Raw genomic sequence first — 24160 nt, forward strand, 5'->3', positions numbered from 1 at the left:
GACCGTCCATGGTCGAAGCCATGGTGCCTCCCTCTCAATCGGCGCCAGCCGTTGTGTGAATCACCAGTACAGGCGGGCCCGGCGGTGATGGACAGCGCAGGGATGCCGCATCCGTGCCGCATCTCTGCCGCATACTCGCCGCGTCGAGCACCCTGACCTGGTAGAACGGATAGCCGGAGAGCGGAGGCAGGATGGCAGTCAGGCGGGAGAACTTCGTACAACGCCGGAAGAGTCTGGGATTTAGCCAGGAATCATTCGCCCAGGCTGTCGGAGTTGACCGTTCCACGGTCGGACGGTGGGAAAATGGGGAAACAGAGCCGCAGCCATGGCACCGCCACGCCATTTCCCGGGAATTGCGCGTCTCGGCAATCCAAGTGGATATCCTTATTGCTACGACAAGTGCGAATCCAGGGCCACTGGCCGTGCCAAAAGTGGCCAGCAGCACTCAACCGTCGCATGACGATGAACTTGAGGCGCTGGATCTCGCGCGCCGAGTTGCAGCAAGCGATGTCGGCAATGAAACGCTCTCGCGCCTAGAGCAGGTATTCGATGAAATGGCCAGACAGTATCCATCCTCACCTCCCCAGGATCTTCTGGAGCGGGTAAGGAAATACTTCAGCTACGTTGCGGGATTGGTCGACGCCAAGAAGACGCTTGCAGAGCATCGCCGATTGCTCGTGGTCGGCGGGTGGTTCTCCCTTCTGGGTGCGACCTTGCATATCGACCTAGACCAGCCGGACGCTGCAACGGCGCGATTGCAGACGGCTATGTCGCTTGCGCAACACGCAGAGCACCCGGAAATCCAAGCTTGGTGCTATGAAACCGACGCATGGAGAGTCCTCACGGATGGGGACTATTACAGGGCCGTTGAACTCAGCAGGATGGCTCAATCTCTGGCACCCATGGGCAGCTCAGTCGAAATCCAGGCAACAGCCCAGGAGGGTCGAGCCTATGCCCGCCTGGGGCAATCCAAAGAAACCTACACGGCCATAAGTCGGGTCCATCAGCTGGTTTCAACGATGCGGTTTCCGGACAATCCTGAACATCACTTCCAATATGATCCGGGAAAGTCGGTTGCTTATACTGCCACGACCCTTGCGTGGGTCGGAGATCCCGCCGCTGAGTCATACGCGCGCGAGGTGATTACGCAACTCTCTCCATCGAATGACATTTCAAAATGGCCTCGCCGAGTCGCATCGGCCAATATTGACTTGGCACTGTCGCTCGTTGTTTCGGGGCGTCTTGATGAAGCCTGTAATGCCGCGCAGGGCGCCATACTCTCCGGCAAAATCGTGCCCTCGAACCACTGGCGAGCGTTGGAGGTTGTACGAGCAGTAGAAGCGCGCAAAACCGCCGAGGCGAAAGACCTACGTGAGGCTTACGAAGGAATGCGGCCCGCAATAGCTTCGCCAGAACAGTCGCAAAATCGCGCTTGAACAGCACCAGCCCCCGCACCGCCCCTGTGATGGGGAGGGTACGGGGGCTGTTGTGGTGCTGGGTCAGTCCCAGTGCCAGGGGCCGGACTCGTACGTCCGGCCCTCCTCGTCTTGCAGGGGCGGCAGGGCCTGGGCCCAGTCATCGGCGTAGAGGCGGAAGGCCGGAGCCAGCCCGGCTGCCCAGTCCCGGACTTCGTGGGCCCGGGTGATCTCCAGAAGCAGCAGGCGATACCGGGAGTACACCGCGTCATCCGGCCGTGGGGCCTCGTAGGGCTCGGTGTCGTCAAGCCACAGGCAGGCGTCGGTACTGAACAGCCGGTCGGCGTCGGGGTGGTCGGCGAGCACTGCCAGCACGTCCGCCGGGGCGGGGTCGGGGGCTGCCAGCAGGGCGCGTACTCGGTCGGTCAGGGAACCGGTGCCGAGCCGGCGGGCCCTACGCCGCTGGGCCACCGCGCACCCCCCAACGGGCCCGTGCCATGGCGCGCGCTGCCGCCGAGCGGTCGGCCCCGGACACGGCCGCTGTGGCCTGCTCTGGGTCCGGCATGACCGCCTTGACGATGGCCCATGCGGCGGCGCGTTCCCGGCGGGCCTCCGCAACGGCCGGGTTGGCGACCAGCGTTCCCCGGGTGCCTTCGATCAGGACCCCGTGGGCGGTCACGGCGGTGTCGCAGTCGGCGGCGCGGTCCAGGTGCTGACCGGCCAGCGTCAGGGCCTCCTCCGCGAACTCGTCCGGCTCGCACACCTGGCGGAACAACTCCACCAGCCGTGCCCCGGCATTCTCCTCTTTGGGCATGGTGCCCCTTTCTGTTGTCTCGATGTGCACGCGCACGCATTGCATGCCCATGCATCGGGGCGGAAGCTATACGCCTGCGGGGGCCGGGAAGGCCTTAGAGGGGTCCCTCCCCGCCTCCTACAGGTCGCGTCGGCTGAGTACGTTCCTGGCCTGTTCAGCGGTCATGTCGGCAGGAATCTCGAAGGATGAAATCACCTCACCGCGCCGACGTTCGGCCAGCTCAATACGCAGAAGCCGGGCCCTGTCTTCGCTGCCGATCCGGTTGTAACTCAGGATCTCCCGCTGCCACAGGGACGGCACCGCAGTGAGTTCCTTCTCCGTCATGGTGGCCCATCGCCCGCTGGCGACGACGTCATTAGTGCCGACCGCCTGGGCGAGCTTGGGGAAGGCTTCCCATGCTTCCCGGAATATCTTCGAATGGCCACTGGAAATGATCGGTGTGCCGCCGTCCGCCATTCCGGACAGTCCCAGCTTTGCGGTGATCCGGGCAAGCGTGTCACTGGTTCCGGTCCATTCGGCGAAAGCTGACTCAGCCGCATTGATAGCCGTCTGGGCCTTTTCCTGCGTGCCGTCCACCCGGGAGATCAGAGTGCCGCGCCATTCGATGAGAATTGCCCGGTCGCTTTCCAGTCGCTCATACCGGCTTCGGAGGGTCTGCATGTTCTCCAAAGCGGCCTGAATTGCGAGTGCCGCGTCATGGCGGCGCCCGGTGATATCGGCAGGCTTAAACACGCCCTTCGGCTTCGGTCCGCCATCGGCGTGGGTACGGTGCTCCGCCCGGCGTTCCCTTTCCGCCCTGCGGGCTTCTGTCCTGATCAGTGAAAACGATTCCACTATGTCAGTTGCCTTGTCACGGGCGGTCTCGAATTCCTGCCATGCGGCCTGGGCTGCGGGCGGGGTGGTGGCATCGTGCCAGGGCCGGGTGTGCAGGTCCGAGCTGGCCAGGCTCCACAGGAAGCGGACCTTCTTGTCCAGGTCGTCGTCAGTGCCGTTCACGTGCGTCTCTCCTTGGGGTGGGGCGTAGCGGGGGCCGGCGGGCCGGGACTGGACCACCGGAGCGGGACAGAAAACCGCAGGTCAGAGGCATGCTTCCCCCTTGTCCCGGGTGTCCCGGTGGGTCAGCGCGCGAAGACGGACCCCGGGCGGGGAGGCTCCTCGTCTTCGTCGTCCGTGTCCTCGACCGGCGGGGGCAGGACCCGGGACCAGGCGTCCTCCAGGTCGGCCCAGCGGTAGCCGTAGGCCCGGCCATGGGCAGCGCGGATACGGATGGATTTCAGGCCGTGCTCCCGCAGCAGCGCGCCGATATCGTCGGGCCGCACCTCGTCACGCCCGTTGAACCGCTCGAATGTCAGCGCGTCCATTTCCAGAGCGGCACTGACTATGTCGTCCTTACTGATTCCGATATTCCAGCGACTTGCCGGGCGCGACATGTAATGACGGCGAATAGCGGCCAGCAGCCGGGCGGACGGTGAACCGGACACGTGGTCCGCCGATTCCTCTTGCATCAGGGTGACGGCTTCAATGCACCGGACGGGCCAGACTCCGCCCGCGAGAGTGGCGACGGTGAACAGGCAGGACCAGATTTCGTGGTCCCGGCCGTCCGTAATCGCCGTGATCCGCTCGTCCAGGAGAATGGCCAGCATGTCGGCGGGTTCCGATATCCGCTCGGCAACTTCCGCAGCCCACCTGGACAGGCTTTCCCGGACGGCCAGCAAATCCCGGTCGTGAGCCACAGGAAGGAATGAGGCGGGGCGTTCGTCACGGGTAGCGCGCTTGGTGTGGACGACGAATGTCCGGGTCACCAGGGCGTCCGGAAGTCGGGCCGTGGCCAGGCCGGCGAACGCGACCGGCGCGAAGCAGTCGTAGCGGATCACTTCCGTCTGCTTGTCCTTGTGTGCCCGCACGACAGCCGCGCCACGCTTGTATCCGGCATTAAGAATGATCGTCAGGTCGTCCTGTGATCCCGCCGAATGCGCGGAATAGGTACGGTCGAGTTCATCGGGGAAAAGTGACACCGGATAGGAACCCGGTTCATCCGATGCGGCAGCCGAACTGATAATGCGCAGCATTGCGGCGGCGGATAGAGAACCGACGTCCTGGCCATTGGCCGCGATGCGGCTGAGGATTCCAGAGCGCGGGTCTTTCCACTGCCAGGGGCGCCGGAGAAGATCCCAAGGCGCGGGGCAATCGGCAGGTGGTGGCAGCGGGTCAGCAGGTGCGTGTACGCGGCCCACAGGGTCACAACGTAGTAGTGGTGCTGCTCCGGGAACCAGACGAACCGGCGGATGACCGCCTCTGCCCGGGTGAGCGCGTCGGCCCCGCCCGGGGTGACATGGGCCTGGGCGGCAAGGGTTGCGGCCAGGCCGTCAGCGTCGGGGCCGCTCATGTACGCCCCTGTTCGTTACTGACTTCGGCTTGTCAGGGTGAGGCTGGGGTGTTGAGGGTCAGGCCGGTGCCGGCTATGAACCCGTCGAGGGTGTCGGGTCGGTACTGGAGTCGTTTGAGCCGGTTTCGGACGAGGGCTTCGAGCTGGTCGAGGGCCATGACGGCGAGGTTGGCCAGGCTGCGTTTGACGTGCGCCCAGACCCACTCGACGGGGTTGAGGTCGGGCGAGTAGGCGGGCAGCAGGAACACCGTCAGCCAGGCGCGTTGGGCGATCAACTCGCGCATGAAGCGGGAGACGTGGGTGTTCAGCCGGTCCCAGACCAGCACAATGGGCGCTTTGACGAGGTGGTGGACACCGTCGACCAGGGCGATGAAGTCACGCTCGCTCATGCTGCGGCGCTTGCCCTTGCCCGCGGGGTGGGTGATCAGCCGGTGGCACAGCCGGGTGCGGGAGCCTGGCCGCATCGCGACCAGCCCCGCCACGGACAGGCGGCCCGCCCGGCGGCCGCTGACCGTCACGACCGGGGTGCGGCCGCGCCGGCCCCAGGTACGTCCCCTGGGCGGTCGGCGGGTGAAGCCTGCCTCGTCCTCGAAGCAGATGTAACCCCCGCAGGCCGCCCGGGCGCTTTTACCTCCGCCCAGGTCACCTCTTTCCACACGGTGACAGCCCGCTCGTCGCGCTCGGCGACCCGCCGCGCGGGGACCTGCGGGCTGAAGCCGAGCCGGTGCATCAACCTCGTCGCCCCGGACACGCTGTACGTCACGTGGAACTTCCGCCCGATCAACGTGACCACCCGCGAGGCCGTCCAGACCTGGTCCTCCACCCAGCCGTGCGCGGCCGGGCCCTGGTCCAGAAACACGGCCAGTTTCTCCAGGCAGCGCGGTGAAAGACGACACCGTGACCCGCCCGGCCCTCGGGAGCCCAGCGCCTCCGCTCCGCCCTCTTGCCACAACTGGTGCCACTGGTAAGCCGACTTCACGCTCACCCGTAGACGCAGAGCCACCTCCGCCGGCTTGACCCTCTGCTCGAACAGCTCGGCCGCCCGCATCCGCACCGTCTCCCGGCGCACCCGCCCCGCAGCGGTCAACCCGCCACCATCCGCATATCTCACACACCACCAGATACCGTCACCCCACCACGCACATCAGCCACTTCCACACACTTCACCCTGACGCGCCGAAGTCAGTAAGGACGTTGGGCAGCACGTAGGCGACTGCCTTGGCGTGGGTGCCCGATGCGGTCAACCTGCCAGCGGCCCACAGCAGTTCATCCGACACGGGGGCGGCCTTCCTGCGGTGCTCCACCAGCAGGGCCAGGGCGATGCCGCGCGGGTCCACGATGCCCGCCGTGGCGTGCGGGCCACCCAAGGCGAACAGCGGGTCCCGGCCGGGCCTGTCCGCCACGGTGACGTCCAGCCCCAGGGTCTGGGCGGTGTCGGCCAGCGCCTGGGCGGTGCGGGTCGTGCAGCCGGGGACATTCACGGCCAACGGGTCCGACAGGGTCTCGAAGTGGTCCCCGTACTCGCCACAACGTCCCGTTGATGCAAGGTAGTTGACCACCTCTGTCCGGCCGTGCGGGGCCGTGTCCACCGACCATCGTTCACCACCAGGCCGTACCTGATCCAGCTTCGCAGTGACCCGCCGGACGGCTTCCGCGTGCGTGATCCGGGGTCCAAACAGCGCCATGCCCTGCCCTCCAATCGGCAGCGCGGTTGGCTGCCCTTGCTCCTCTAAGGAGGGCGGGGGTAGAGCGCGCGGCCACCCGGGGGGACAGGACGGGACAGCGGGACACCCCGAGCACGCAAAGGCCCGCCATCGGGGGTGATCCCCAATGACGGGCCGTTGCGGGTCCCTGCGGGCCGTCAGGCGGCCTGTGTCTGGCTTCCGCTGGCCACGGGCTGCCGGGCCTTGGCCTTCCGCTGCCGGGTCCGCTGCGCGGCCTGTACGGCCAGCTTCCGCACCCCCGGCTGCGGGTCGTCAATCCACGTCACCACCACGCGGTCCGCTATGGGCGTGCGGTCACCGGGGCGTGCGGCCGGACGGACCGTCAGGTGCCCCAGGGCGGCCTGGAGAAGGGCCCGGCGCCCGTCGATGTCCTGCCCCGCCCACAGCTCCGCCAGCGTCTCACCGTCGCCCAGCGGTGCCAGGTCGTCCTCGCCGGACAGGGCGGACAACTGCCCCGTCAGGGTGACCACCTGGAGGTCCAGGGCCTCCGCCAGCCGCACGTAATCCCGCTCCGGCATGTTGCCCTTGAGGTAGTACCGGTCATCAAGCTGGGCGCGCCGCTCCCCGGCCTGCTGGAGGGCGGAGCGCAGCTTGTCCCGCTGCGCGGTCTGCTCCGGGTTCATGAACCCCAGCCACCGGCGGCCAATCGCCTGGACCGTCACGGACCCCGGGGGCAGGGACCGCACGTGGTTGATCCACAGCACCTCCACCGCAGCCTCCAGCCGGGCTGACGCGGTGGTGAACCCAACGCAGGCGGCCGGGCCCTGCTCCACCCGCGTACGGCAGGTGAGGACCACGCCCCCACTCTTCGCGGGCCCGCCGCAGTGCGGGCAGCGCAGGATGAGAGGCAGCAGGGCAGTGCGCTGGCGGTGCCCGCGTCCCCGGCCCGTGGCCCGGGGCCTGTCCGTGGAGCGGGCGGCCAGATTCCCCTGGATCGTCACCCACTCCGAGTACGTCACAACGCCTTCGCCACACGTCACCGGCAACCCGTCCGGGCCCATCAACGCCCCGGGGCGGTCGTACTTCCCCGTCGGCTGCCCGAACTCGTCCAGCACCGGGCGCGACTCCGGGACGAGCCCGGCCCAGCACGGGGAGTGGGCCAGCTCCACAATCGCCCGCTCCGTCCACGGCTTCCCGTTGCGCCGCACGGCCCCGTCAGCGGTCAGCTCGGCCACGATCTCCTTCGGCCGCCGGTTCTCCCACAGCCGGATGCCGATACGGCGGGACACCCCGTACTCCGCCCCGTGCGGCCTCACCCGCTTCGCCCCCTTCGGCCCGTACGCCTCCAGCCCAAAGGGGGCACGGCCACCGGTGAAGCACCCCTCCTCCTTGTGGACCTTGATGCCGTTGGTGACGCGGAACGCGATCTCCGCCGCCTCTTCCCGCGCCCGCTCGGACAGGAAGGCGAACAGGATGCGCCCGCCCTTCCGGCTGTCCAGCCCCTCAGTGACACTCACCAACCCGGCCCGGCGCTGGTCGAAGGCATCCAGCAGGACACCGACCTTGCCCATCCCCTCACGGGACAGCCGGTCCGTCTTCCACACGTACAGGGCCCGGGAGATCCCGGCCAGGACCGCATCACAGGCGCCGTCGAACTCCGTGCGGCGCACCCACGACTTCGACGCGGACTTCTGCTCGAACCAGATGTGGCGGATCTTCACCCCATGCTCGTGGGCACGCCGGGCAATGTCCCGGACGTGCCCACGCAACGTCGCCAAGTCGTCCTGCTTCCGGCTGCGCCGCGCGTATCCCTCCGCCAACTCATCCGGGGTGCCCGTCGCCACCTCCCACAGGCCCAGGTCGGCGAGCTGCGCGGGGGTGAAGCCAAGGCCCAGCAGGGTGGCACGGTCGGCACGTACGGTGGTCTCGGTCAGGGTGCCGGTCACAGGGCGTCCTCCAGGTCAGGGTTACTGCCCTTCCTGGGAGAGCGAAGATCGCTTCACCAGGCCCGGACAGAACCTATTGCTCTGACCGGGCTCCGTTCCCCGAGCCCCTGACCGTAGATGCCGGGCCACCTGCAAAAAGTCGGCGTCGCCCACGCGGCGGAGCCGCACATCAGCAGAGCCCCGAGCCCCTGGGGGCTGACGCCCCGGGGGGCCGGTTCAGAGGGCCGCTTCCTCCCGTTCACGGCCGTCGGGCTGGGCGGCGAGGTAGGCGCCCGCGCAGGCGGTGAGGCGGAGGGCGGTGTCGATCAGCGGCACGTGGCTGAACGCCTGCGGGAAGTTGCCGACCTGACGCTGGGTCCGGGAGTCCCACTCCTCCGCCAGCAGGCCGACGTCGTTCCGCAGCGAGAGCAGCTTCTCGAACAGCTCCCGTGCCTCCTGCACCCGGCCGATCATCGCCAGGTCGTCGGCCAGCCAGAACGAGCAGGCCAGGAAGGCCCCTTCGTGCCCGGAGAGCCCGTCGACGTTGTTGCCCTCCTCGTCGTGGGTCGGGTACCTGAGCACGAAGCCGTCCTCGGTGGACAGTTCGCGCTGGATCGCCTCGATGGTGCCGATCACCCGCTTGTCGTCCGGCGGCAGGAAGCCGACCTGGGGGATCAGCAGCAGCGAGGCGTCCAGCTCCTGGCCGCCGTAGTACTGGGTGAAGGTGTTGCGGTCGGCGTCGTAGCCCTTCTCGCAGACGTCCCGGTGGATCTCCTCGCGGAGGGCCTTCCAGCGCTCCAGCGGGCCCTCGGCGGGGGTCTGTTCGATCAGCTTGATGGTGCGGTCCACCGCGACCCAGGCCATCACCTTGGAGTGCACGAAGTGGCGGCGCGGGCCGCGCACCTCCCAGATGCCCTCGTCCGGCTCGCGCCAGTGCTGCTCCAGGTAGGTGATCAGCTTGAGCTGGAGCAGGTGGGCGTGGTCGTTGCGGGTCAGGCCGGTCATGTGGGCCAGGTGCAGGGCCTCGACCACCTCGCCGTAGACGTCCAGCTGGAGCTGGCCGGCCGCGCCGTTGCCGACCCGGACCGGCTGGGAGCCCTCGTAGCCGGGCAGCCAGTCCAGCTCGGACTCGGTGAGCTCCCGCTCCCCGGCGATGCCGTACATGATCTGCAGGTTCTCCGGGTCGCCGGCCACCGCGCGGAGCAGCCACTCGCGCCAGGCCCTGGCCTCCTCGCGGTAGCCGGTGCGCAGCAGCGAGGAGAGGGTGATCGCGGCGTCCCGCAGCCAGGTGTAGCGGTAGTCCCAGTTGCGCTCGCCGCCGATGTCCTCGGGCAGCGAGGTGGTGGGGGCGGCGACGATGCCGCCGGTGGGGGCGTAGGTGAGCGCCTTGAGGGTGATCAGTGAGCGGACCACCGGCTCCCGGTAGGGGCCCTGGTAGGTGCACTGGGCGACCCAGTCGCGCCAGAACTCGACGGTGTCGTCGAGCATCGCCTCGGCGTCCGGCGCGGCGGGGGCGGGCAGGTGGCTGGCCTGCCAGGTGAGCGCGAAGGCGATCCGCTCGCCCGCCTCGACGGTGAAGTCGGCGTACGTGGTCAGGTCGCGGCCGTAGGTCTCGGCCACGCCGTCCAGCCAGACCGAGTCCGGCCCGGCCACCGCGACCGTGCGGTGGCCGCCGTCGGGCTGCTCGACCCGGTGCACCCAGGGCACCACCCGGCCGTAGCTGAACCGCATCCGCAGGGCCGAGCGCATCCGGACCCGGCCGGAGACGCCCTCGACGATCCGGATCATCTGCGGGACGGCGTCCAGCCCGGCCAGCGGGCGGGGCGGCATGAAGTCGATCACCCGGACGGTGCCGCCCTGGGTGTCCCACTCCTGCTCCAGGATCAGCGAGTCGCCCCGGTAGCGGCGCCGGTCGGCCGGTACGGCGGGGGCGGCTGCGGTCGGCGGGATCGGGATCTCGCCGCTGTCGGTGAACGCCGAGCGGGCGGGCGGCGGGGCCGGGGTGGCGGGGCCGGCCACCGGTTCGGCGGGGCCGATCCGCCAGAACCCGTGTTCATCGGTCCCCAGCAGACCGGCGAACACGGCGGGAGAGTCGAATCTGGGCAGGCACAGCCAGTCGACCGCCCCGTCCCTGCTGACCAGGGCGGCGGTCTGCATGTCCCCGATGAGTGCGTAGTCCTCGATACGGCCGGCCACGTGGGTCTCCAGTTCGCAAGATGAGCTCGGCGGCCACCGATGGCGGGGCGCGCGGATGCTGCGGGGCCGGAGACGTCCGGGCGGTGGCGGCTGGTGGCCACCGGGGCGGGGCCGTGATGGGCCCCTGGCCTGGACGGGAACTGGTACGGGAGGCGGTTGTCCGGTCGCGCATCGGGGACCGAGAGGCGTCGTCCTGACCCCTCGCCCTCCGCGTGCTCTGTCTGTCGGCGATGCGTCCGTGCAGAATACGTCGGCGGCAGTGGGCGAGGCACCCCGAAGAACCCCTGTTCGTCAGCTGTCACACGGTTTGACGTCACATTGGTCCGGCTGGGGCAGTCGCACTGGTCCGGACGAGTCAGGCGGAAGTGATCCTTCCGGGCCAGCCCGGACGGTGTTCCGCGAACGCCGGATGAACGCGGGGCGGACGCGCCGAGGTGCCCGTGACCGCGTCCACGGCCTCGCGCTGATACCCTGGTATCCCGTGGACTGGTGGGCATTCGCCCCGGAGCCGCCGACCCCGACGACCCCGCCGGAGCAGCCGAAAGGCTTCCGGCCGAGTGCGAACTCCTCGTCGGCCAGGCGACCGGCGGTCCCTCCACCGGCGTCACCTTCGACAGCGACCCACGGGAGCCCCCTCTTGGCACAGCCCCAATCCGGCAAGGCAGCGAACGGCCGCGCCGTGACGACCAAGCACCTCTTCGTCACCGGGGGTGTCGCCTCCTCGCTCGGCAAGGGCCTCACCGCCTCAAGCCTCGGTGCCCTGCTGAAGGCGCGCGGCCTGCGTGTGACGATGCAGAAGCTCGACCCCTACCTCAACGTGGACCCGGGCACCATGAACCCGTTCCAGCACGGTGAGGTCTTCGTCACGGACGACGGGGCCGAGACCGACCTCGACATCGGTCACTACGAGCGCTTCCTCGACACCAACCTGCACGGTTCGGCGAACGTGACGACCGGCCAGGTGTACTCGACGGTGATCGCCAAGGAGCGGCGCGGCGAGTACCTGGGCGACACCGTCCAGGTCATCCCGCACATCACCAACGAGATCAAGTCCCGGATCCGCCGGATGGCGACCGAGGACGTCGACGTGGTGATCACCGAGGTCGGTGGCACCGTCGGCGACATCGAGTCGCTGCCGTTCCTGGAGGCGGTCCGCCAGGTCCGCCACGAGGTCGGCCGGGACAACGTCTTCTTCGTGCACGTCTCGCTGCTGCCGTACATCGGCCCCTCGGGCGAGCTGAAGACCAAGCCGACCCAGCACTCGGTCGCGGCCCTGCGCAACATCGGCATCCAGCCGGACGCCATCGTGCTGCGCGCGGACCGCGAGGTGCCGCAGGCCATCAAGCGCAAGATCTCGCTGATGTGCGACGTGGACGAGGAGGCCGTGGTCGCGGCCATCGACGCCAAGTCGATCTACGACATCCCCAAGGTGCTGCACTCCGAGGGCCTGGACGCGTACGTGGTCCGCCGGCTCGACCTGGCCTTCCGGGACGTCGACTGGACGGTCTGGGACGACCTGCTGCGCCGGGTGCACGAGCCCCAGCACATCGTGAAGGTGGCGCTGGTCGGCAAGTACATCGACCTGCCGGACGCCTACCTCTCGGTCACCGAGGCGCTGCGCGCGGGCGGCTTCGCCAACAACGCCCGGGTCGAGATCAAGTGGGTGACCAGCGACGACTGCCTGACCCCCGAGGGCGCGCAGGAGCAGCTCGGCGACGTGGACGCGATCTGCATCCCCGGTGGCTTCGGCGACCGCGGGGTGGACGGCAAGGTGGCCGCGATCACCTACGGCCGCGAGCACAAGATCCCGCTGCTCGGCCTGTGCCTGGGCCTGCAGTGCGTGGTCATCGAGGCCGCCCGCAACCTGGCCGGCCTGCCGGACGCCAACTCCACCGAGTTCGACGCGGCGGCCAAGTACCCGGTCATCTCGACCATGGCCGAGCAGCTGGCGATCGTGGACGGCAAGGGCGACCTGGGCGGCACCATGCGTCTGGGTCTCTACCCGGCCAAGCTGGCCGAGGGCTCGATCGTCCGTGAGGTCTACGGCGGCGAGCAGTACGTGGACGAGCGTCACCGCCACCGCTACGAGGTCAACAACGCGTACCGCGCGGACCTGGAGAAGACCGGCCTGCAGTTCTCCGGCCTTTCCCCGAAGGGCGACCTGGTCGAGTACGTCGAGTACCCGCGCGAGGTCCACCCCTACCTGGTCGCCACCCAGGCGCACCCGGAGCTGAAGTCCCGGCCGACCCGCCCGCACCCGCTGTTCGCGGGTCTGGTGGCGGCGGCCATCAAGATCAAGACCGCCGGCGAGTAAGTCCCTCCCCGGCGGGTGACGGCGGTCGTGCGATTCCTCGCGCGGCCGCCGTTCTGCGTGAGTTAGTGTCGTACTGACGAAAAGGGGAGTGCGAGATGACGGACGGTCAGCGGCAGATCAGGGACCAGGCGGAGGAGTGGACCGTACGCTCCAGTGAACAGCCCTTCCAGGGGCGGGTCACCGGGGTCCGGACCGACGAGGTCCTGATGCCCGACGGTGGGTACGCGCGGCGCGACTACCAGACCCACCCGGGCTCGGTCGCGGTGCTCGCCCTGGACGAGCAGCAGCGGGTGCTGATCCTGCGCCAGTACCGGCACCCGGTCCGGCAGCGGCTCTGGGAGCTCCCGGCCGGGCTGCTCGACGTGCCCGGCGAGAACCCGCTGCACGCGGCGCAGCGGGAGCTCTTCGAGGAGGCCCACTGCAAGGCGGGGGAGTGGCGGGTGCTGGTCGACTTCTACACCTCGCCCGGCGGGACGGACGAGGCGCTCCGGCTCTTCCTGGCGACGGACCTGTCGGCGGCGGACGGGGACCGGTACGAGGCGCACGGGGAGGAGCTGGAGATCGAGACGGCGCGGGTGCCGCTCGCCGAGCTGCTCCGGCTGGTGCTGGCGGGCGAGCTGCACAACCCGACGCTGGTCTCGGGGGTGCTGGCGGTGCACGCCGCCCAGACCTCGCCGGTGGGGCTGGCGGGCCTGCGCCCTGCGGAGTCGCCCTGGCCGGCCCGGCCGTTCAGCTAGGCACTGGGCTCAGCTTCTGGCAGGTGCTCCGGGTCTACGGTCAGGGGCTCGGGGCTCTGCTGTTGTGCGGCTCCGCCGCGTGGGCGACGCCGGCCTTTTTGGCAGACGCTTCGGGAGAGTCAGGGGCTCGGGGAACTGCGACGCCGGCCCTTGCAAGGTGATCTGTTCAGGGGTGGTCAGGGACTTTCGCAGTGACCCGAACGCCAGATCTCCTCGCAGTTCCCCGAGCCCCTGACCGTAGATGCCCCATCGGCTACCAAAGGTGCAGCCCCGAGCCCCTGGGTGGTCGACCGCTGAGCGCCTGCCAAAGGTGCAGCCCCCGCGCTCTGCGAGAGGCGCAGCCGTTCTGCGTCCGCAAGGGTGATTTGGTGGTTGGTAGTACTGGTGTCAGCTCCTGTGCGGGTGGTGGGTCGAACTACGCTTCCCGGACGGGGCCCCGGTGCGGGCCCGTCGGCTGACCGGTCGGGAGTGGCGCAGGTGGCGAGGAAGACGGCGACGATGGACGCACGGCCCGCCCCGGTTCCCGGCCAACTGCCCGAGGGGGCGGGGCTGTTCGTCGGCAGGGGGGCCGAGCTCGCGGCGTTGGCGGCGGCCCGGGGGCGGGTGGTGGCGGGGCGCTGCCCGCTGCTGGTGGTGGCGGGGCGGCCGGGGTCGGGGCGGACCTCACTGGCCGTCAGGTTCGCCGCGTCGGTGGCGGAGGAGTACCCGGACGGGGTGCTGTTCGCCCGGCTGTCGGCGCCGGACGGGACCAGGGTGGCGCCCGGGACGGTGGCGCGCCGGCTGCTGGAGCAGCTGGGCGAGCCGGCCGTGGGAGCGCTTCCGACGGGGGAGGAGGAGGGCGAGGACGACCCCGCCTGTGCGGCGGTGCGGGCGGCGGTGAGCGGGCGCCGGGTACTGCTGGTGCTGGACGACGTGCGGGATTCGGGCCAGCTCTGGCCGTTGCTGGCCAAGGCGCCGGAGGTGCTGGTGGTGGCCACCACGGCGGGGCCGCTGACCGGGATCGAGGGGATCGACCCGGTGATCCTGGGCGGGCTGTCGCAGTCGGCGTCGGTGGAGCTGTTGAGCGGCCTGGTGGGCGGCACCAGGATCGGCTGCGACCCGGTCGGCGCCGCCGGCCTGGCGGAGAGCTGCGCCTGCCGGCCGACCGCGCTGCGGCTGATGGCGGGCTGGCTGCGGGCCGCCCCCAAGGCGGCGGTGACCGATGCGGCCCGGGAGCTGTCCGAGGCGGTCGGGGCGCGGACGCCCCCGGCCTCGGAGCGCCGGAAGAAGCGCCGGGGCAAGGCCGGGGCGGACCGGGCGGAGCCCGCGGCGACCGAGGAGCCGACCGCCGAGGGCCCCGTCCCGGTCCCGGACGGCGACCCGCTGGGGGCGGCCTTCACGCTGCTGCACCGGTCGCTGCCGGCGGCCGAGGCCCGGATGCTGCGGATGCTCACCCTGGCGCCCGCCCAGTCGGCCGATCTGCGCACCGCCTCGGCCCTGGTGGGCTGCCCGGCGCCGGAGGCCGGGGTGCTGCTGGAGAAACTGACGGAGCGTGAACTCCTGGACCGGGAGGGCGAGTCGGCGGACGGCACGCCCCGGTACCGGGTGCCCGGGCGGCTGTACGGGCGGCTGGTGGCGCTGCGTGCGGAGCTGGACCGGCCGTCCGAGGTGGAGCTGGCCAGGGCGCGGCTGCTGGAGCGGCTGGTCCGGCTGGTGGACTCGGCCCGGGCGCTGCTCGACCCGTCCGCCGGGCCCGGCCCCGACCCGCTGCCGGGGCCGCTGCGGCTGCGCACCCCGGCGCTGGCCCGGCTCTGGCTGACCGAGCGCCGGGGCGAGCTGCTGGGCGCGGTCGGGGACGCGATCGGCCGGGCGGATCTGGACGGTTCGGCCGGCCGGCTGGTGACCGCGCTGCTGCGGGCCCTGCCGCTGACCGGCCAGGCCGCCCCGGCGGACCTGTACGAACTGCACGGGCTGGTGCTGAAGGTGGCCGAGCGGAGCGGGAACCGCCGCCGGGCCGCCGCCGCGCTGCTCAACCTGGCCGATCTGCAGGCGGCGGCGGGCCGCTGGGAGGTGGCCGCCGACCGCTACCGGGCCGCGCTGGACCAGGGCCGGGCGGTGGACGACGAGGTGGCCTGCGCCCGGGCCCTGGAGGGCGTGGCGGAGAGCCGGCGGGCGCTCGGCGACCCGGTGCGCGCCGCCGACTGGTACGGCCGGGCGCTGGAGCTGCGGCAGGGGCTGGGCGATCACCGGGCCGAGGCCAGGCTGCTGGCCAGGACGGCCGAGGCGCACCTGGCGCAGCGCCGGTTCGAGGAGGCCGAGCGGGAGTACCGGGCGGCCCTGGCGGTGCTGCGGCGACTGGGCGACGAGCGGGGGCAGCGGGTGGTGACGACGGCCCTCGAACACCTGCGGGAACTGGTCGAAGCCGAGCGGGGCCGGACGACTTCGGAGTGATGTCCGGAAGGTCGCTTTGAACCTGGTTTGCCAGATCATGTGGAGTGCAAGCCTACGAATCTGCCAATGTGGCCAGCAGATTTATTCAGTTTGGAAGGCTGACGGATCACCTGGGCTTCATTACACTCGACCATAGTCGCGTAGCGAAGCGTGCCCCGGCGTCTCCGGAGGTCTCCACGTGCGCGTTGCCCGCCGGTGTTCTCCGGCCGGGCCCCAGAGGCAAAAGGGACGTGTTCAGTCGTGAAGGTCGGCATCCCCCGCGAGGTCAAGAACCACGAGTACCGCGTGGCCATCACGCCCGCCGGCGTGCATGAGCTGGTCCGTAACGGACACGAGGTCGTCATCGAGGACAACGCCGGTCTCGGCTCCTCGATCCCCAACGAGGAGTACGTGGCCGCCGGTGCCACCATCCTCCCCACGGCCGACGAGGTGTGGGCGGCCGCCGACCTGCTGCTGAAGGTCAAGGAGCCGATCGCGCAGGAGTACCACCGCCTGCGCAAGGGCCAGACCCTCTTCACCTACCTGCACCTGGCCGCCGACAAGGCCGGCACCGACGCGCTGGTCGCCTCCGGCACCACCGCGATCGCGTACGAGACCGTGCAGCTCCCGAACGGCGCCCTGCCGCTGCTCGCCCCGATGTCCGAGGTCGCGGGCCGGCTGGCCCCGCAGGTCGGCTCGTACCACCTGATGCGCCCGGCCGGCGGCCGTGGCACCCTGCCCGGTGGCGTGCCCGGCACCCACGCGGCCAAGTGCGTGGTCATCGGCGGTGGCGTCTCCGGCTGGCACGCCGCCACCATCGCGATCGGCATGGGCTACGAGGTGACCCTGCTGGACCGCGACATCAACAAGCTGCGCGAGGCCGACAAGATCTTCGGCACGAAGATCAAGGCCATCATGTCCAACGCGTACGAGCTCGAGAGCGCGGTGCTCGAGGCCGACCTGGTGATCGGCGCCGTGCTGATCCCGGGCGCCAAGGCCCCGAAGCTGGTCACCAACGAGCTGGTCTCCCGGATGAAGCCGGGCTCGGTGCTCGTCGACATCGCGATCGACCAGGGCGGCTGCTTCGAGGACTCCCGCGCCACCACGCACGCCGAGCCGACCTTCCCGGTCCACAACTCGGTCTTCTACTGCGTGGCCAACATGCCGGGCGCCGTTCCGAACACCTCCACCTACGCGCTGACCAACGCGACGCTGCCGTACGTCGTCGAGCTGGCCAACCGGGGCTGGAAGGACGCGCTGCGCCGCGACGCCGCGCTGGCCAAGGGCCTGAACGTGCACGAGGGCCAGATCACCTACGGCGCCGTGGCCGAGGCCTTCGGCCTGCCGTCGGTCTCGCTGGAGAGCGTGCTCGCCTGACCTGCTGACACCCCGTCAGCGACCGTCGAACGCCCCCGGCCGGCTCCCCTCCGGCCGGGGGCTTCGGCATGCCCGGCCGCTGCCCCCGATCGACGCATGTCGACAATTCGGGGTGGTCGGGTGACCGTGTCAATTTATGTGCTCGCTGTCACCCGGCGCAGAAACGTCAGGTGCGTACGGCCTCACAGCCCTTGACAGTGGCCGGTCCAATGGCCGACACATCCGGCCCACTACCGTGGATTGTGTTGCTGCGAACGCCGCGGACAGCCTAGAGTCGCAAACCGTCGGCATGCTGCCACGCTGACGAATCGACAACAGTCCTGGATGCCCAAGGAGGTAAGACGACTTGTGAATGAGTCGACATTTGCTCCCGGGGGTGGTCAGCCGGGACTGGCGGAGCACTCGGTCGCGGTCCGTACCTTCGAGGCACGTCAGAACACCGCGCCTGCCACCACCAACGACGAGACCGATCTGCCGTCACACGGCCTGGCCTACGGCGACTTCGCGTACGGCTCCTACGACGACCCCGACGCCGAGTACGAACCGGACCCGGAGTACGCCGCGACCCTCGCCCCCGACGCCGCCCGCCAACGCCGCGAGCGCGTCGGCCCGACCGGTCGTCCGCTGCCCTACTTCCCGATCCCCGCGCCGCTGGCCGAGCACGGTCCCGCGCAGATCATCGCGATGTGCAACCAGAAGGGCGGCGTCGGCAAGACCACGTCGACCATCAACCTGGGTGCCGCCCTGGCCGAGTACGGCCGCCGGGTCCTGCTGGTCGACTTCGACCCGCAGGGCGCGCTCTCGGTCGGCCTCGGGGTCAACCCGATGGAACTCGACGTCACGGTCTACAACCTGCTGATGGAGCGGGGTCTGACGGCCGATGAGGTGCTGCTGAAGACCGCCGTGCCCGGCATGGACCTGCTGCCCTCGAACATCGACCTGTCGGCCGCCGAGGTCCAACTGGTCAGCGAGGTGGCCCGGGAGTCCGCACTGGCCCGGGCGCTGAAGCCGCTGCTGCCGGACTACGACTTCGTCATCATCGACTGCCAGCCCTCGCTCGGCCTGCTCACCGTCAACGCCCTGACGGCGGCTCACAGCGTCATCGTCCCGCTGGAGTGCGAGTTCTTCGCGCTGCGCGGGGTGGCGCTGCTCACCGAGACCATCGAGAAGGTCTGCGAGCGGCTCAACCCCGACCTGCGGCTCGACGGCATCCTGGCCACCATGTACGACTCGCGCACCGTGCACAGCCGCGAGGTGCTGGCCCGGGTGGTCGAGGCCTTCGGCGAGCACGTCTTCCACACCGTGATCGGACGGACCGTCAGGTTCCCCGAGACCACCGTGGCGGGCGAGCCGATCACCACGTACGCGACCAACTCGGTCGGCGCCGCCGCCTACCGCCAGCTCGCCAGGGAGGTGCTCGACCGGTGCCGCCCCGCCGAGTGAGTCTCCCGGGTGCCGACGAGCTGTTCCGGACCACCGGCGGGATGGCGCTGTCGCCGTCCCTGAGCCGGCCCGAGGCACCCCGCACGGAGACCGCCCGGAGCGCCGAGCAGGGCGGTCCGGTGGCGGAGGTCCCGCAGGCCAGGCCCGAGCCCCAGCCCGCCGCCGAGGAGACCCCGGGGGAGGCCGCCCGGCGGCCCCGCCCCCGGGGCCGGGCCCCGCGCCGCCCGAGCGGGCGGGAGCGGCACGACGAGAAGATCACCGTGTACGTCTCCGCCGAGGAGCTGATGGACCTGGAGCACGCCCGCCTGGTGCTCCGGGGCGAACACGGCCTGGCGGTCGACCGCGGCCGGGTGGTCCGGGAGGCGATCGCGGTCGTCCTCGCCGACCTGGAACAGCGCGGCGAGGCCAGCATCCTGGTCCGCCGCTTGCGCGGGCGCTAGGCGTCCACGGTCGGGGGCTCGGGGAACGGCGACGCCGGCCCCGGGAACGTGATCCGACGTACTTGGTCAGGTACTTTCGCAGTGACCCCGGCGCCAGATCTCCTCGCAGTTCCCCGAGCCCCTGGGTCGTGCAACTGGACGCCCTGCAGACACCGGGACCGTAGATGGCTGAGCACACCGCGTTCCAGGTGCGGCTGGAGAACTTCGAGGGCCCGTTCGACCTGCTGCTGGGGCTGATCGCCAAGCACAAGCTGGAGATCACCGAGCTGTCGCTGTCGACCATCACCGACGAGTTCACGGCGCACATCCGCGCGATGGGCCCGGACTGGGACCTCGACGTGGCGACCGACTTCCTGGTGGTCGCCGCCACCCTGCTGGATCTCAAGGCGGCCCGGCTGCTGCCCGCCGCCGAGGTGGAGGACGAGGAGGACCTCGCCCTGCTGGAGGCCCGCGACCTGCTGTTCGCCCGGCTGCTCCAGTACCGCGCGTACAAGCAGGTGGCCGCCGTGCTGGCGGACCGCTGGGCGGCCGAGTCATCGCAGCGGCCCCGCACCGTCGGGCTGGAGCCCCAGCTCGCCGGGCTGCTGCCCGAGGTGGTGATCAGCATCGGACCGGAGGGCTTCGCCCGGCTGGCGGCCAGGGCGATGGCGCCCAAGCCCAGGCCGGTGGTCTACGTCGACCACATCCACGCCCCGCCGGTCAGTGTCCGGGAGCAGGCCGCCCTGGTGGTCGAACTGCTCCGCACCCTGGGCGAGGCCGACTTCCGCCGCCTGGTGGCCGACGCGGGGGACGACACCCTGGTCGTGGTGGCCCGCTTCCTGGCGCTGCTGGAGCTGTACCGGGAGCGGGTGCTGGACTTCGACCAGCCGGAGGCGCTGGGTGCGCTGACCGTCCGCTGGGTGGCCGGGGCCGACCGGCTGGTCGAGGTCACCGACGAGTTCGACCGCCCGCCGGAGCCGATCGAGAAGGAGCCGTCATGACCGAGGAGCCGTCACGGCCCGCCAGGCGCTCGCTGGGCGTCCCGGGGCAGTCCCGGGCCGAGGAGTGGCAGGAGTCCGTCTACGGGGCGGCACAGGACGGCCACGAGTGGCCGGAGCCCGCCGCCGAGGTGCCCGGCCCGGCCGTCGAGCCGGCCGAGCCGTCCGACGGGCCCCCGGCGGTGCCGCTGCGGGCCGGGTTGGAGGCAATTCTGCTGCTGGTCGACGAACCGGCCACCGAGCGGCACCTGGCCGCCGTGCTGGAGCGCCCGGTCGCCGAGGTGGCCGCGACCCTGCGCGAGCTGGCCGCCGAGTACACCGCCCAGGGCAGGGGCTTCGACCTGCGGTTCGTCGCGGGGGGCTGGCGCTTCTACACCCGGGCCGACTGCGCGCCGGCCGTCGAACGGTACGTCCTGGACGGCCAGCAGGCCCGGCTCACCCAGGCCGCGCTGGAGACGCTGGCGGTCGTCGCGTACCGGCAGCCGGTGTCGCGCAGCCGGGTCTCGGCGGTCCGTGGTGTGAACTGTGACGGCGTGATGCGTACCCTGGTACAGCGAGGACTGGTGGAAGAGACCGGCTCCGAGCCGGAAACAGGTGCAATCCTGTATCGGACGACGAACTACTTCCTGGAACGGATGGGGTTGCGCGGCCTGGAGGAACTCCCGGAGCTGGCGCCCTTCCTGCCCGAGGTCGACGACGTGGAAGCGGAGTCCCTCGAAGGCACGATGATCGCGGAGGCGGTCGCCGCCGCACGTGCGGACGGCAGGGAAGTGCAGTGAGGTCGGCCGGGCACGACGAGCACTTCCAGACGGAACACGACGTACGGATATTTTGATGCGTAGCAGTGGCAACGGCAGGAACAGCAGCGGCGGTGGCGGGAGCCAGGGCCGTGGCGGACAGGGCGGAGGCCGGGGCGGCGACTCCCGCGGCGGTTCGTCCTTCGGCGGCAGCGGTGGCGGCCGCAGCGGCGGCGCGCCCGGCGGCGGCCGCAGTGGGGGCGGCTCCTTCGGCGGCGGTGGCCGTGGTGGCGACTCGCGTGGCGGTTCGTCCTTCGGCGGGAGCCGGGGCGGGGACTCGCGCGGGGGTTCGTCCTTCGGCGGTGGCGGTCGCGGTGGCGACTCGCGTGGCGGTTCGTCCTTCGGCGGGAGCCGGGGCGGGGACTCGCGCGGGGGTTCGTCCTTCGGCGGCGGTGGCCGTGGTGGCGACTCGCGTGGCGGTTCGTCGTACGGCGGGAGCCGGGACGGGCGCGGCGGCGGTGGCGGCTCCTTCGGTGGCGGCCGCAGCGGTGGCGGCTCGTACGGCGGTGCCCGCACCGGTGGCGGCTCCAACGGTGGCGACCGCCGGGACGACCGTCGGGACGACCGGCAGTACCCGGACCGTCCGCTCCGCCCGGAGGAGCGCAAGTACGACCGCCCCGAGTTCGGTGGCGGCCCGCACGCGTACCCCAACCGTGGCAGCGCCGCCCGCAAGCCCAGCCCGGCCCCCCGGCCGCGCCGTGAGGGCCAGGGCGCCCCGGGCGACCCGCGGCGTCAGCCGCAGCGGACCCGTGAGCTCCAGGGCAAGATCGAGGACGCGGTGCTGGCCCGGCACGAGCAGGGCCAGGGCGTGAAGGGCGGCAACGAAGAGGGCGAGCGCCTGCAGAAGGTGCTGGCGCGCGCCGGTATGGGCAGCCGTCGGGCCTGCGAGGAGCTGATCGAGCAGGGCCGGGTGTCGGTCAACGGCCAGCAGGTCACCGAGCAGGGCAAGCGGGTCCAGCCGGAGACCGACGAGATCAAGGTGGACGGCCTGACCGTCGCCACCCAGTCGTTCCTGTTCTTCGCGCTGAACAAGCCGGCCGGCGTGGTCTCCACCATGGAGGACCCGGACGGTCGGCAGTGCCTGGGCGACTACGTGAACAACCGGGAGACCCGGCTGTTCCATGTGGGCCGGCTGGACACCGAGACCGAGGGCATCATCCTGCTCACCAACCACGGCGAGCTGGCCCACCGGCTGACCCACCCCAGGTACGGCGTCACCAAGACGTACCTGGCCGCCATCCAGGGCCCGATCCCGCGTGACCTGGGCAAGACGCTGGCCAAGGGCATCGAGCTGGAGGACGGCTACGCCCGCGCCGACAGCTTCAAGGTGGTCTCCAACGTCGGCAAGAACTACCTGGTCGAGGTCACCCTGCACGAGGGCCGCAAGCACATCGTGCGACGGATGCTCTCCGAGGCGGGCTACCCGGTCGAGAAGCTGGTCCGGACCGCCTTCGGTCCGATCACGCTGGGCGACCAGAAGTCGGGCTGGCTGCGCCGCCTGACCAACCCCGAGGTCGGTCAGCTGATGAACGAGGTCGGTCTCTAGCACCGGTCGCCCCGGAGGGCCTCCCCGTCACACGGCGGGGAGGCCCTCCGGCGTACGGCGGGGTTGTGTGAGCCTGGCCGCATCCGGCTTGTCAGCTCAGGGACTCGTGGCGGAGGATGGCCAACGGACAGCGGCGCGCCGAATGGCGGATCTGCGCCACCAGGGGCGGTGGCGAGGGGGGCCGGTGGGGGAAGGGAACAAGGTGCTCGACTCTTTCGGGGTGCTGGGCCTGGGACGGCCCGACGGGCAGGTGTACGCGGCGCTGGTGATAGCTCCGCAGTCGACTGCGGACGAGATCGCCACGCAGTGCGGCCTGACGCTGCAACAGGGCCACGCCGCGCTCGACCGGCTGGCCGAGCAGGGCATGATCACCCGTGCCCCGGTGGACCGGGAGCGCTACCTCGCGGTCGCCCCCGACGTGGCCATCGGCACCCTGATCGGCCACCGCGAGGCCCAGCTGCGCAGCGCCCGGGCGGAGATGCACCGCCTGATGGACGCGTTCCGGGAGGCGTCCCGGTTCACCGACCCCGCGCACTCGGTCGAGGTCCTGACGGGTGGTGAGGCGATCGCCCAGCGCCTGGAGCACCTGGTCGAGACGGCCCAGTACCAGGTGCGCGGCTTCGACTGCCCGCCGTACATCCAGGACCCGGTGGCCAACCTGCCCCGCCAGCGGCAGCAGCTCAAGGCCGGGGTGCGGTTCCGCACCGTCTTCGACAAGGAGGCGGTGGCCTGGCCGGGGCGGCTGGAGAAGGAGATCCTGATCGGCGTCGCCGACGGCGAGGAGGCCCGGGTCAGACCGGTGCTGCCGATGAAGATGATGATGGCCGACGACCGGATGGCGATCATCCCGATCAGCGTCGGGGACGCGGTGCTGGACGCCGCGTACGTGATCCACCCGTCGGCGCTGCTGCAGGCCCTGGACGGGCTGTTCGAGGCGGAGTGGGAGCGGGCGGTCCCGCTGCAGGCCGCGATCGGTGACGGCGACGGCGGGCCCGGGCCCGAGGACGACCACCGCAAGCTGCTCGGACTGCTGGCGGCGGGGCTCACCGACGAGTCGATCGCGCGGTCGCTCGGCTGGAGCGCCCGGACCACGCAGCGGCGGTTGCAGACCCTGATGCGGGAGCTCGGCGCGACCACCCGCTTCCAGGCCGGCATGGCCGCCCGCGAGCGGGGCTGGCTCTAGAGAGGCCCTCCGGGCATCAGCCATCAGGGGCTGGGGAACTGCGACGACGACCCGTGCAAGGTGATCCGTCCGTGCGTGGTCGGGCACTTTCGCAGTGATACCCGCCGACCACGAACCGTCGCAGTTCCCCGAGCCCCTGGCGCCGTAGGCGGCTGAGCCCCTGCCTAGCTCCAGGGGAGGAGCGTGGCCCAGAGGCCCGAACCGTTGCGTTGGAGCTTCTCCAGGCCGAGCACCGCGGTGCGGTTGAGGCGGCCGTAGATGTGCGGGAAGCGGATGTCGGGGGTGGCGCCGGGCGGGGGTGCGCCGTTCGGGGGCTCCCACTTGATCATCGGCTCGACCAGCTTCTCCTCGATCAGCAGGGCCATCAGCGGATCCCGCGCGTCCCGGAAGAAGGCGTTGGCGACTGCGAGCAGGGTGGTCTCGTCCGCCGAGCAGTGGATGAAGCCGTCGGTCAGCAGGGAGGCGGCGGTGTACGGCCGCCCGGGGTCGCGCAGCCAGTCGTCCAGGGGTGCGAGATGGTAGATCATGGCTCCATTT

The 24160-nt window shown here is 70.7% G+C and carries 21 protein-coding genes; 11 read left to right on the forward strand and 10 right to left on the reverse strand.

Annotation, left to right across the window (positions count from 1 at the left end):
• Positions 1-191: 191 nt before the first annotated feature.
• Positions 192-1436, forward strand: a complete 1245-nt coding sequence (locus tag ACIRPK_RS22750) for a helix-turn-helix transcriptional regulator (protein WP_403041104.1) — start codon at positions 192-194, stop codon at positions 1434-1436.
• A 63-nt stretch (positions 1437-1499) separates the two neighbouring features.
• Here ACIRPK_RS22750 and ACIRPK_RS22755 read toward each other — a convergent pair whose 3' ends face one another.
• The 9 genes from ACIRPK_RS22755 to ACIRPK_RS22795 all read right to left on the reverse strand — a co-directional run bounded on the left by ACIRPK_RS22755 (position 1500) and on the right by ACIRPK_RS22795 (position 10400).
• Positions 1500-1886, reverse strand: coding sequence for a hypothetical protein (locus ACIRPK_RS22755; RefSeq protein WP_403041105.1), 387 nt, complete (start codon positions 1884-1886; stop codon positions 1500-1502).
• Positions 1870-2229, reverse strand: coding sequence for a hypothetical protein (locus ACIRPK_RS22760; RefSeq protein WP_403041106.1), 360 nt, complete (start codon positions 2227-2229; stop codon positions 1870-1872). Before ACIRPK_RS22760 ends, ACIRPK_RS22755 begins: the two co-directional genes overlap by 17 nt.
• Before the next feature lie 117 nt (positions 2230-2346).
• Positions 2347-3225, reverse strand: a complete 879-nt coding sequence (locus ACIRPK_RS22765; protein WP_403041107.1) for a hypothetical protein — start codon at positions 3223-3225, stop codon at positions 2347-2349.
• 122 nt (positions 3226-3347) lie between these two features.
• The gene (locus ACIRPK_RS22770; RefSeq protein ID WP_403041108.1) at positions 3348-4298 is read right to left on the reverse strand and encodes a DUF3631 domain-containing protein; all 951 of its coding nucleotides are present in this window, start codon (positions 4296-4298) and stop codon (positions 3348-3350) included.
• A gap of 349 nt (positions 4299-4647) precedes the next feature.
• Positions 4648-5214 (reverse strand): transposase, encoded by a 567-nt coding sequence (locus ACIRPK_RS22775; RefSeq protein ID WP_403041176.1) that lies wholly within the window; start codon positions 5212-5214, stop codon positions 4648-4650.
• The gene (locus tag ACIRPK_RS22780) at positions 5130-5669 is read right to left on the reverse strand and encodes a transposase (protein ID WP_403041177.1); all 540 of its coding nucleotides are present in this window, start codon (positions 5667-5669) and stop codon (positions 5130-5132) included. The genes ACIRPK_RS22775 and ACIRPK_RS22780 overlap by 85 nt, the downstream gene beginning before the upstream one ends.
• 109 nt (positions 5670-5778) lie before the next feature.
• Complete coding sequence (locus tag ACIRPK_RS22785; RefSeq protein ID WP_403041109.1) at positions 5779-6102, reverse strand: hypothetical protein; 324 nt, start codon at positions 6100-6102, stop codon at positions 5779-5781.
• A gap of 374 nt (positions 6103-6476) precedes the next feature.
• Entirely contained in the window at positions 6477-8225 is a 1749-nt protein-coding gene (locus tag ACIRPK_RS22790; protein ID WP_403041110.1) for a recombinase family protein, read from the reverse strand.
• Positions 8226-8441: 216 nt separating this feature from the next.
• Entirely contained in the window at positions 8442-10400 is a 1959-nt protein-coding gene (locus ACIRPK_RS22795; RefSeq protein WP_403041111.1) for a glycoside hydrolase family 15 protein, read from the reverse strand.
• Positions 10401-11079: 679 nt separating this feature from the next.
• On the opposite strand from ACIRPK_RS22795, the gene ACIRPK_RS22800 reads away from it, so the two are divergent.
• From ACIRPK_RS22800 to ACIRPK_RS22845, 10 genes are all read left to right on the forward strand, one after another.
• Positions 11080-12714, forward strand: a complete 1635-nt coding sequence (locus ACIRPK_RS22800; RefSeq protein ID WP_403041112.1) for a CTP synthase — start codon at positions 11080-11082, stop codon at positions 12712-12714.
• A 95-nt stretch (positions 12715-12809) separates the two neighbouring features.
• The gene (locus tag ACIRPK_RS22805) at positions 12810-13451 is read left to right on the forward strand and encodes an NUDIX domain-containing protein (RefSeq protein ID WP_403041113.1); all 642 of its coding nucleotides are present in this window, start codon (positions 12810-12812) and stop codon (positions 13449-13451) included.
• Between the two features lie 498 nt (positions 13452-13949).
• The gene (locus ACIRPK_RS22810) at positions 13950-15881 is read left to right on the forward strand and encodes a tetratricopeptide repeat protein (protein WP_403041114.1); all 1932 of its coding nucleotides are present in this window, start codon (positions 13950-13952) and stop codon (positions 15879-15881) included.
• A gap of 240 nt (positions 15882-16121) precedes the next feature.
• A complete protein-coding gene (gene ald / locus ACIRPK_RS22815; RefSeq protein ID WP_403041115.1) occupies positions 16122-17237 on the forward strand; it encodes an alanine dehydrogenase in 1116 nt (371 codons plus the stop codon).
• Positions 17238-17585: 348 nt separating this feature from the next.
• Positions 17586-18680, forward strand: a complete 1095-nt coding sequence (locus ACIRPK_RS22820) for a ParA family protein (protein ID WP_403041116.1) — start codon at positions 17586-17588, stop codon at positions 18678-18680.
• Positions 18677-19120, forward strand: coding sequence for a hypothetical protein (locus ACIRPK_RS22825; RefSeq protein WP_403041117.1), 444 nt, complete (start codon positions 18677-18679; stop codon positions 19118-19120). Before ACIRPK_RS22820 ends, ACIRPK_RS22825 begins: the two co-directional genes overlap by 4 nt.
• A gap of 164 nt (positions 19121-19284) precedes the next feature.
• Positions 19285-20100 carry a segregation and condensation protein A gene (locus tag ACIRPK_RS22830; RefSeq protein WP_403041118.1) on the forward strand — a complete coding sequence of 272 codons (816 nt, stop codon included), beginning with the start codon at positions 19285-19287 and terminating at the stop codon, positions 20098-20100.
• Complete coding sequence (gene scpB, locus ACIRPK_RS22835) at positions 20097-20876, forward strand: SMC-Scp complex subunit ScpB (protein ID WP_403041119.1); 780 nt, start codon at positions 20097-20099, stop codon at positions 20874-20876. Before ACIRPK_RS22830 ends, scpB begins: the two co-directional genes overlap by 4 nt.
• A 55-nt stretch (positions 20877-20931) precedes the next feature.
• Positions 20932-22440, forward strand: a complete 1509-nt coding sequence (locus ACIRPK_RS22840; RefSeq protein WP_403041120.1) for a pseudouridine synthase — start codon at positions 20932-20934, stop codon at positions 22438-22440.
• A 202-nt stretch (positions 22441-22642) separates the two neighbouring features.
• Positions 22643-23623 carry a helix-turn-helix domain-containing protein gene (locus ACIRPK_RS22845; RefSeq protein WP_403041121.1) on the forward strand — a complete coding sequence of 327 codons (981 nt, stop codon included), beginning with the start codon at positions 22643-22645 and terminating at the stop codon, positions 23621-23623.
• A 164-nt stretch (positions 23624-23787) separates the two neighbouring features.
• On the opposite strand, the gene ACIRPK_RS22850 is transcribed toward ACIRPK_RS22845, so the two are convergent.
• Positions 23788-24150 (reverse strand): DUF952 domain-containing protein, encoded by a 363-nt coding sequence (locus ACIRPK_RS22850; RefSeq protein WP_403041122.1) that lies wholly within the window; start codon positions 24148-24150, stop codon positions 23788-23790.
• Positions 24151-24160 lie beyond the last annotated feature (10 nt).

Origin of the sequence: Kitasatospora sp. NPDC101801, from assembly GCF_044766665.1 — a bacterium.
GTDB lineage: Bacteria > Actinomycetota > Actinomycetes > Streptomycetales > Streptomycetaceae > Kitasatospora.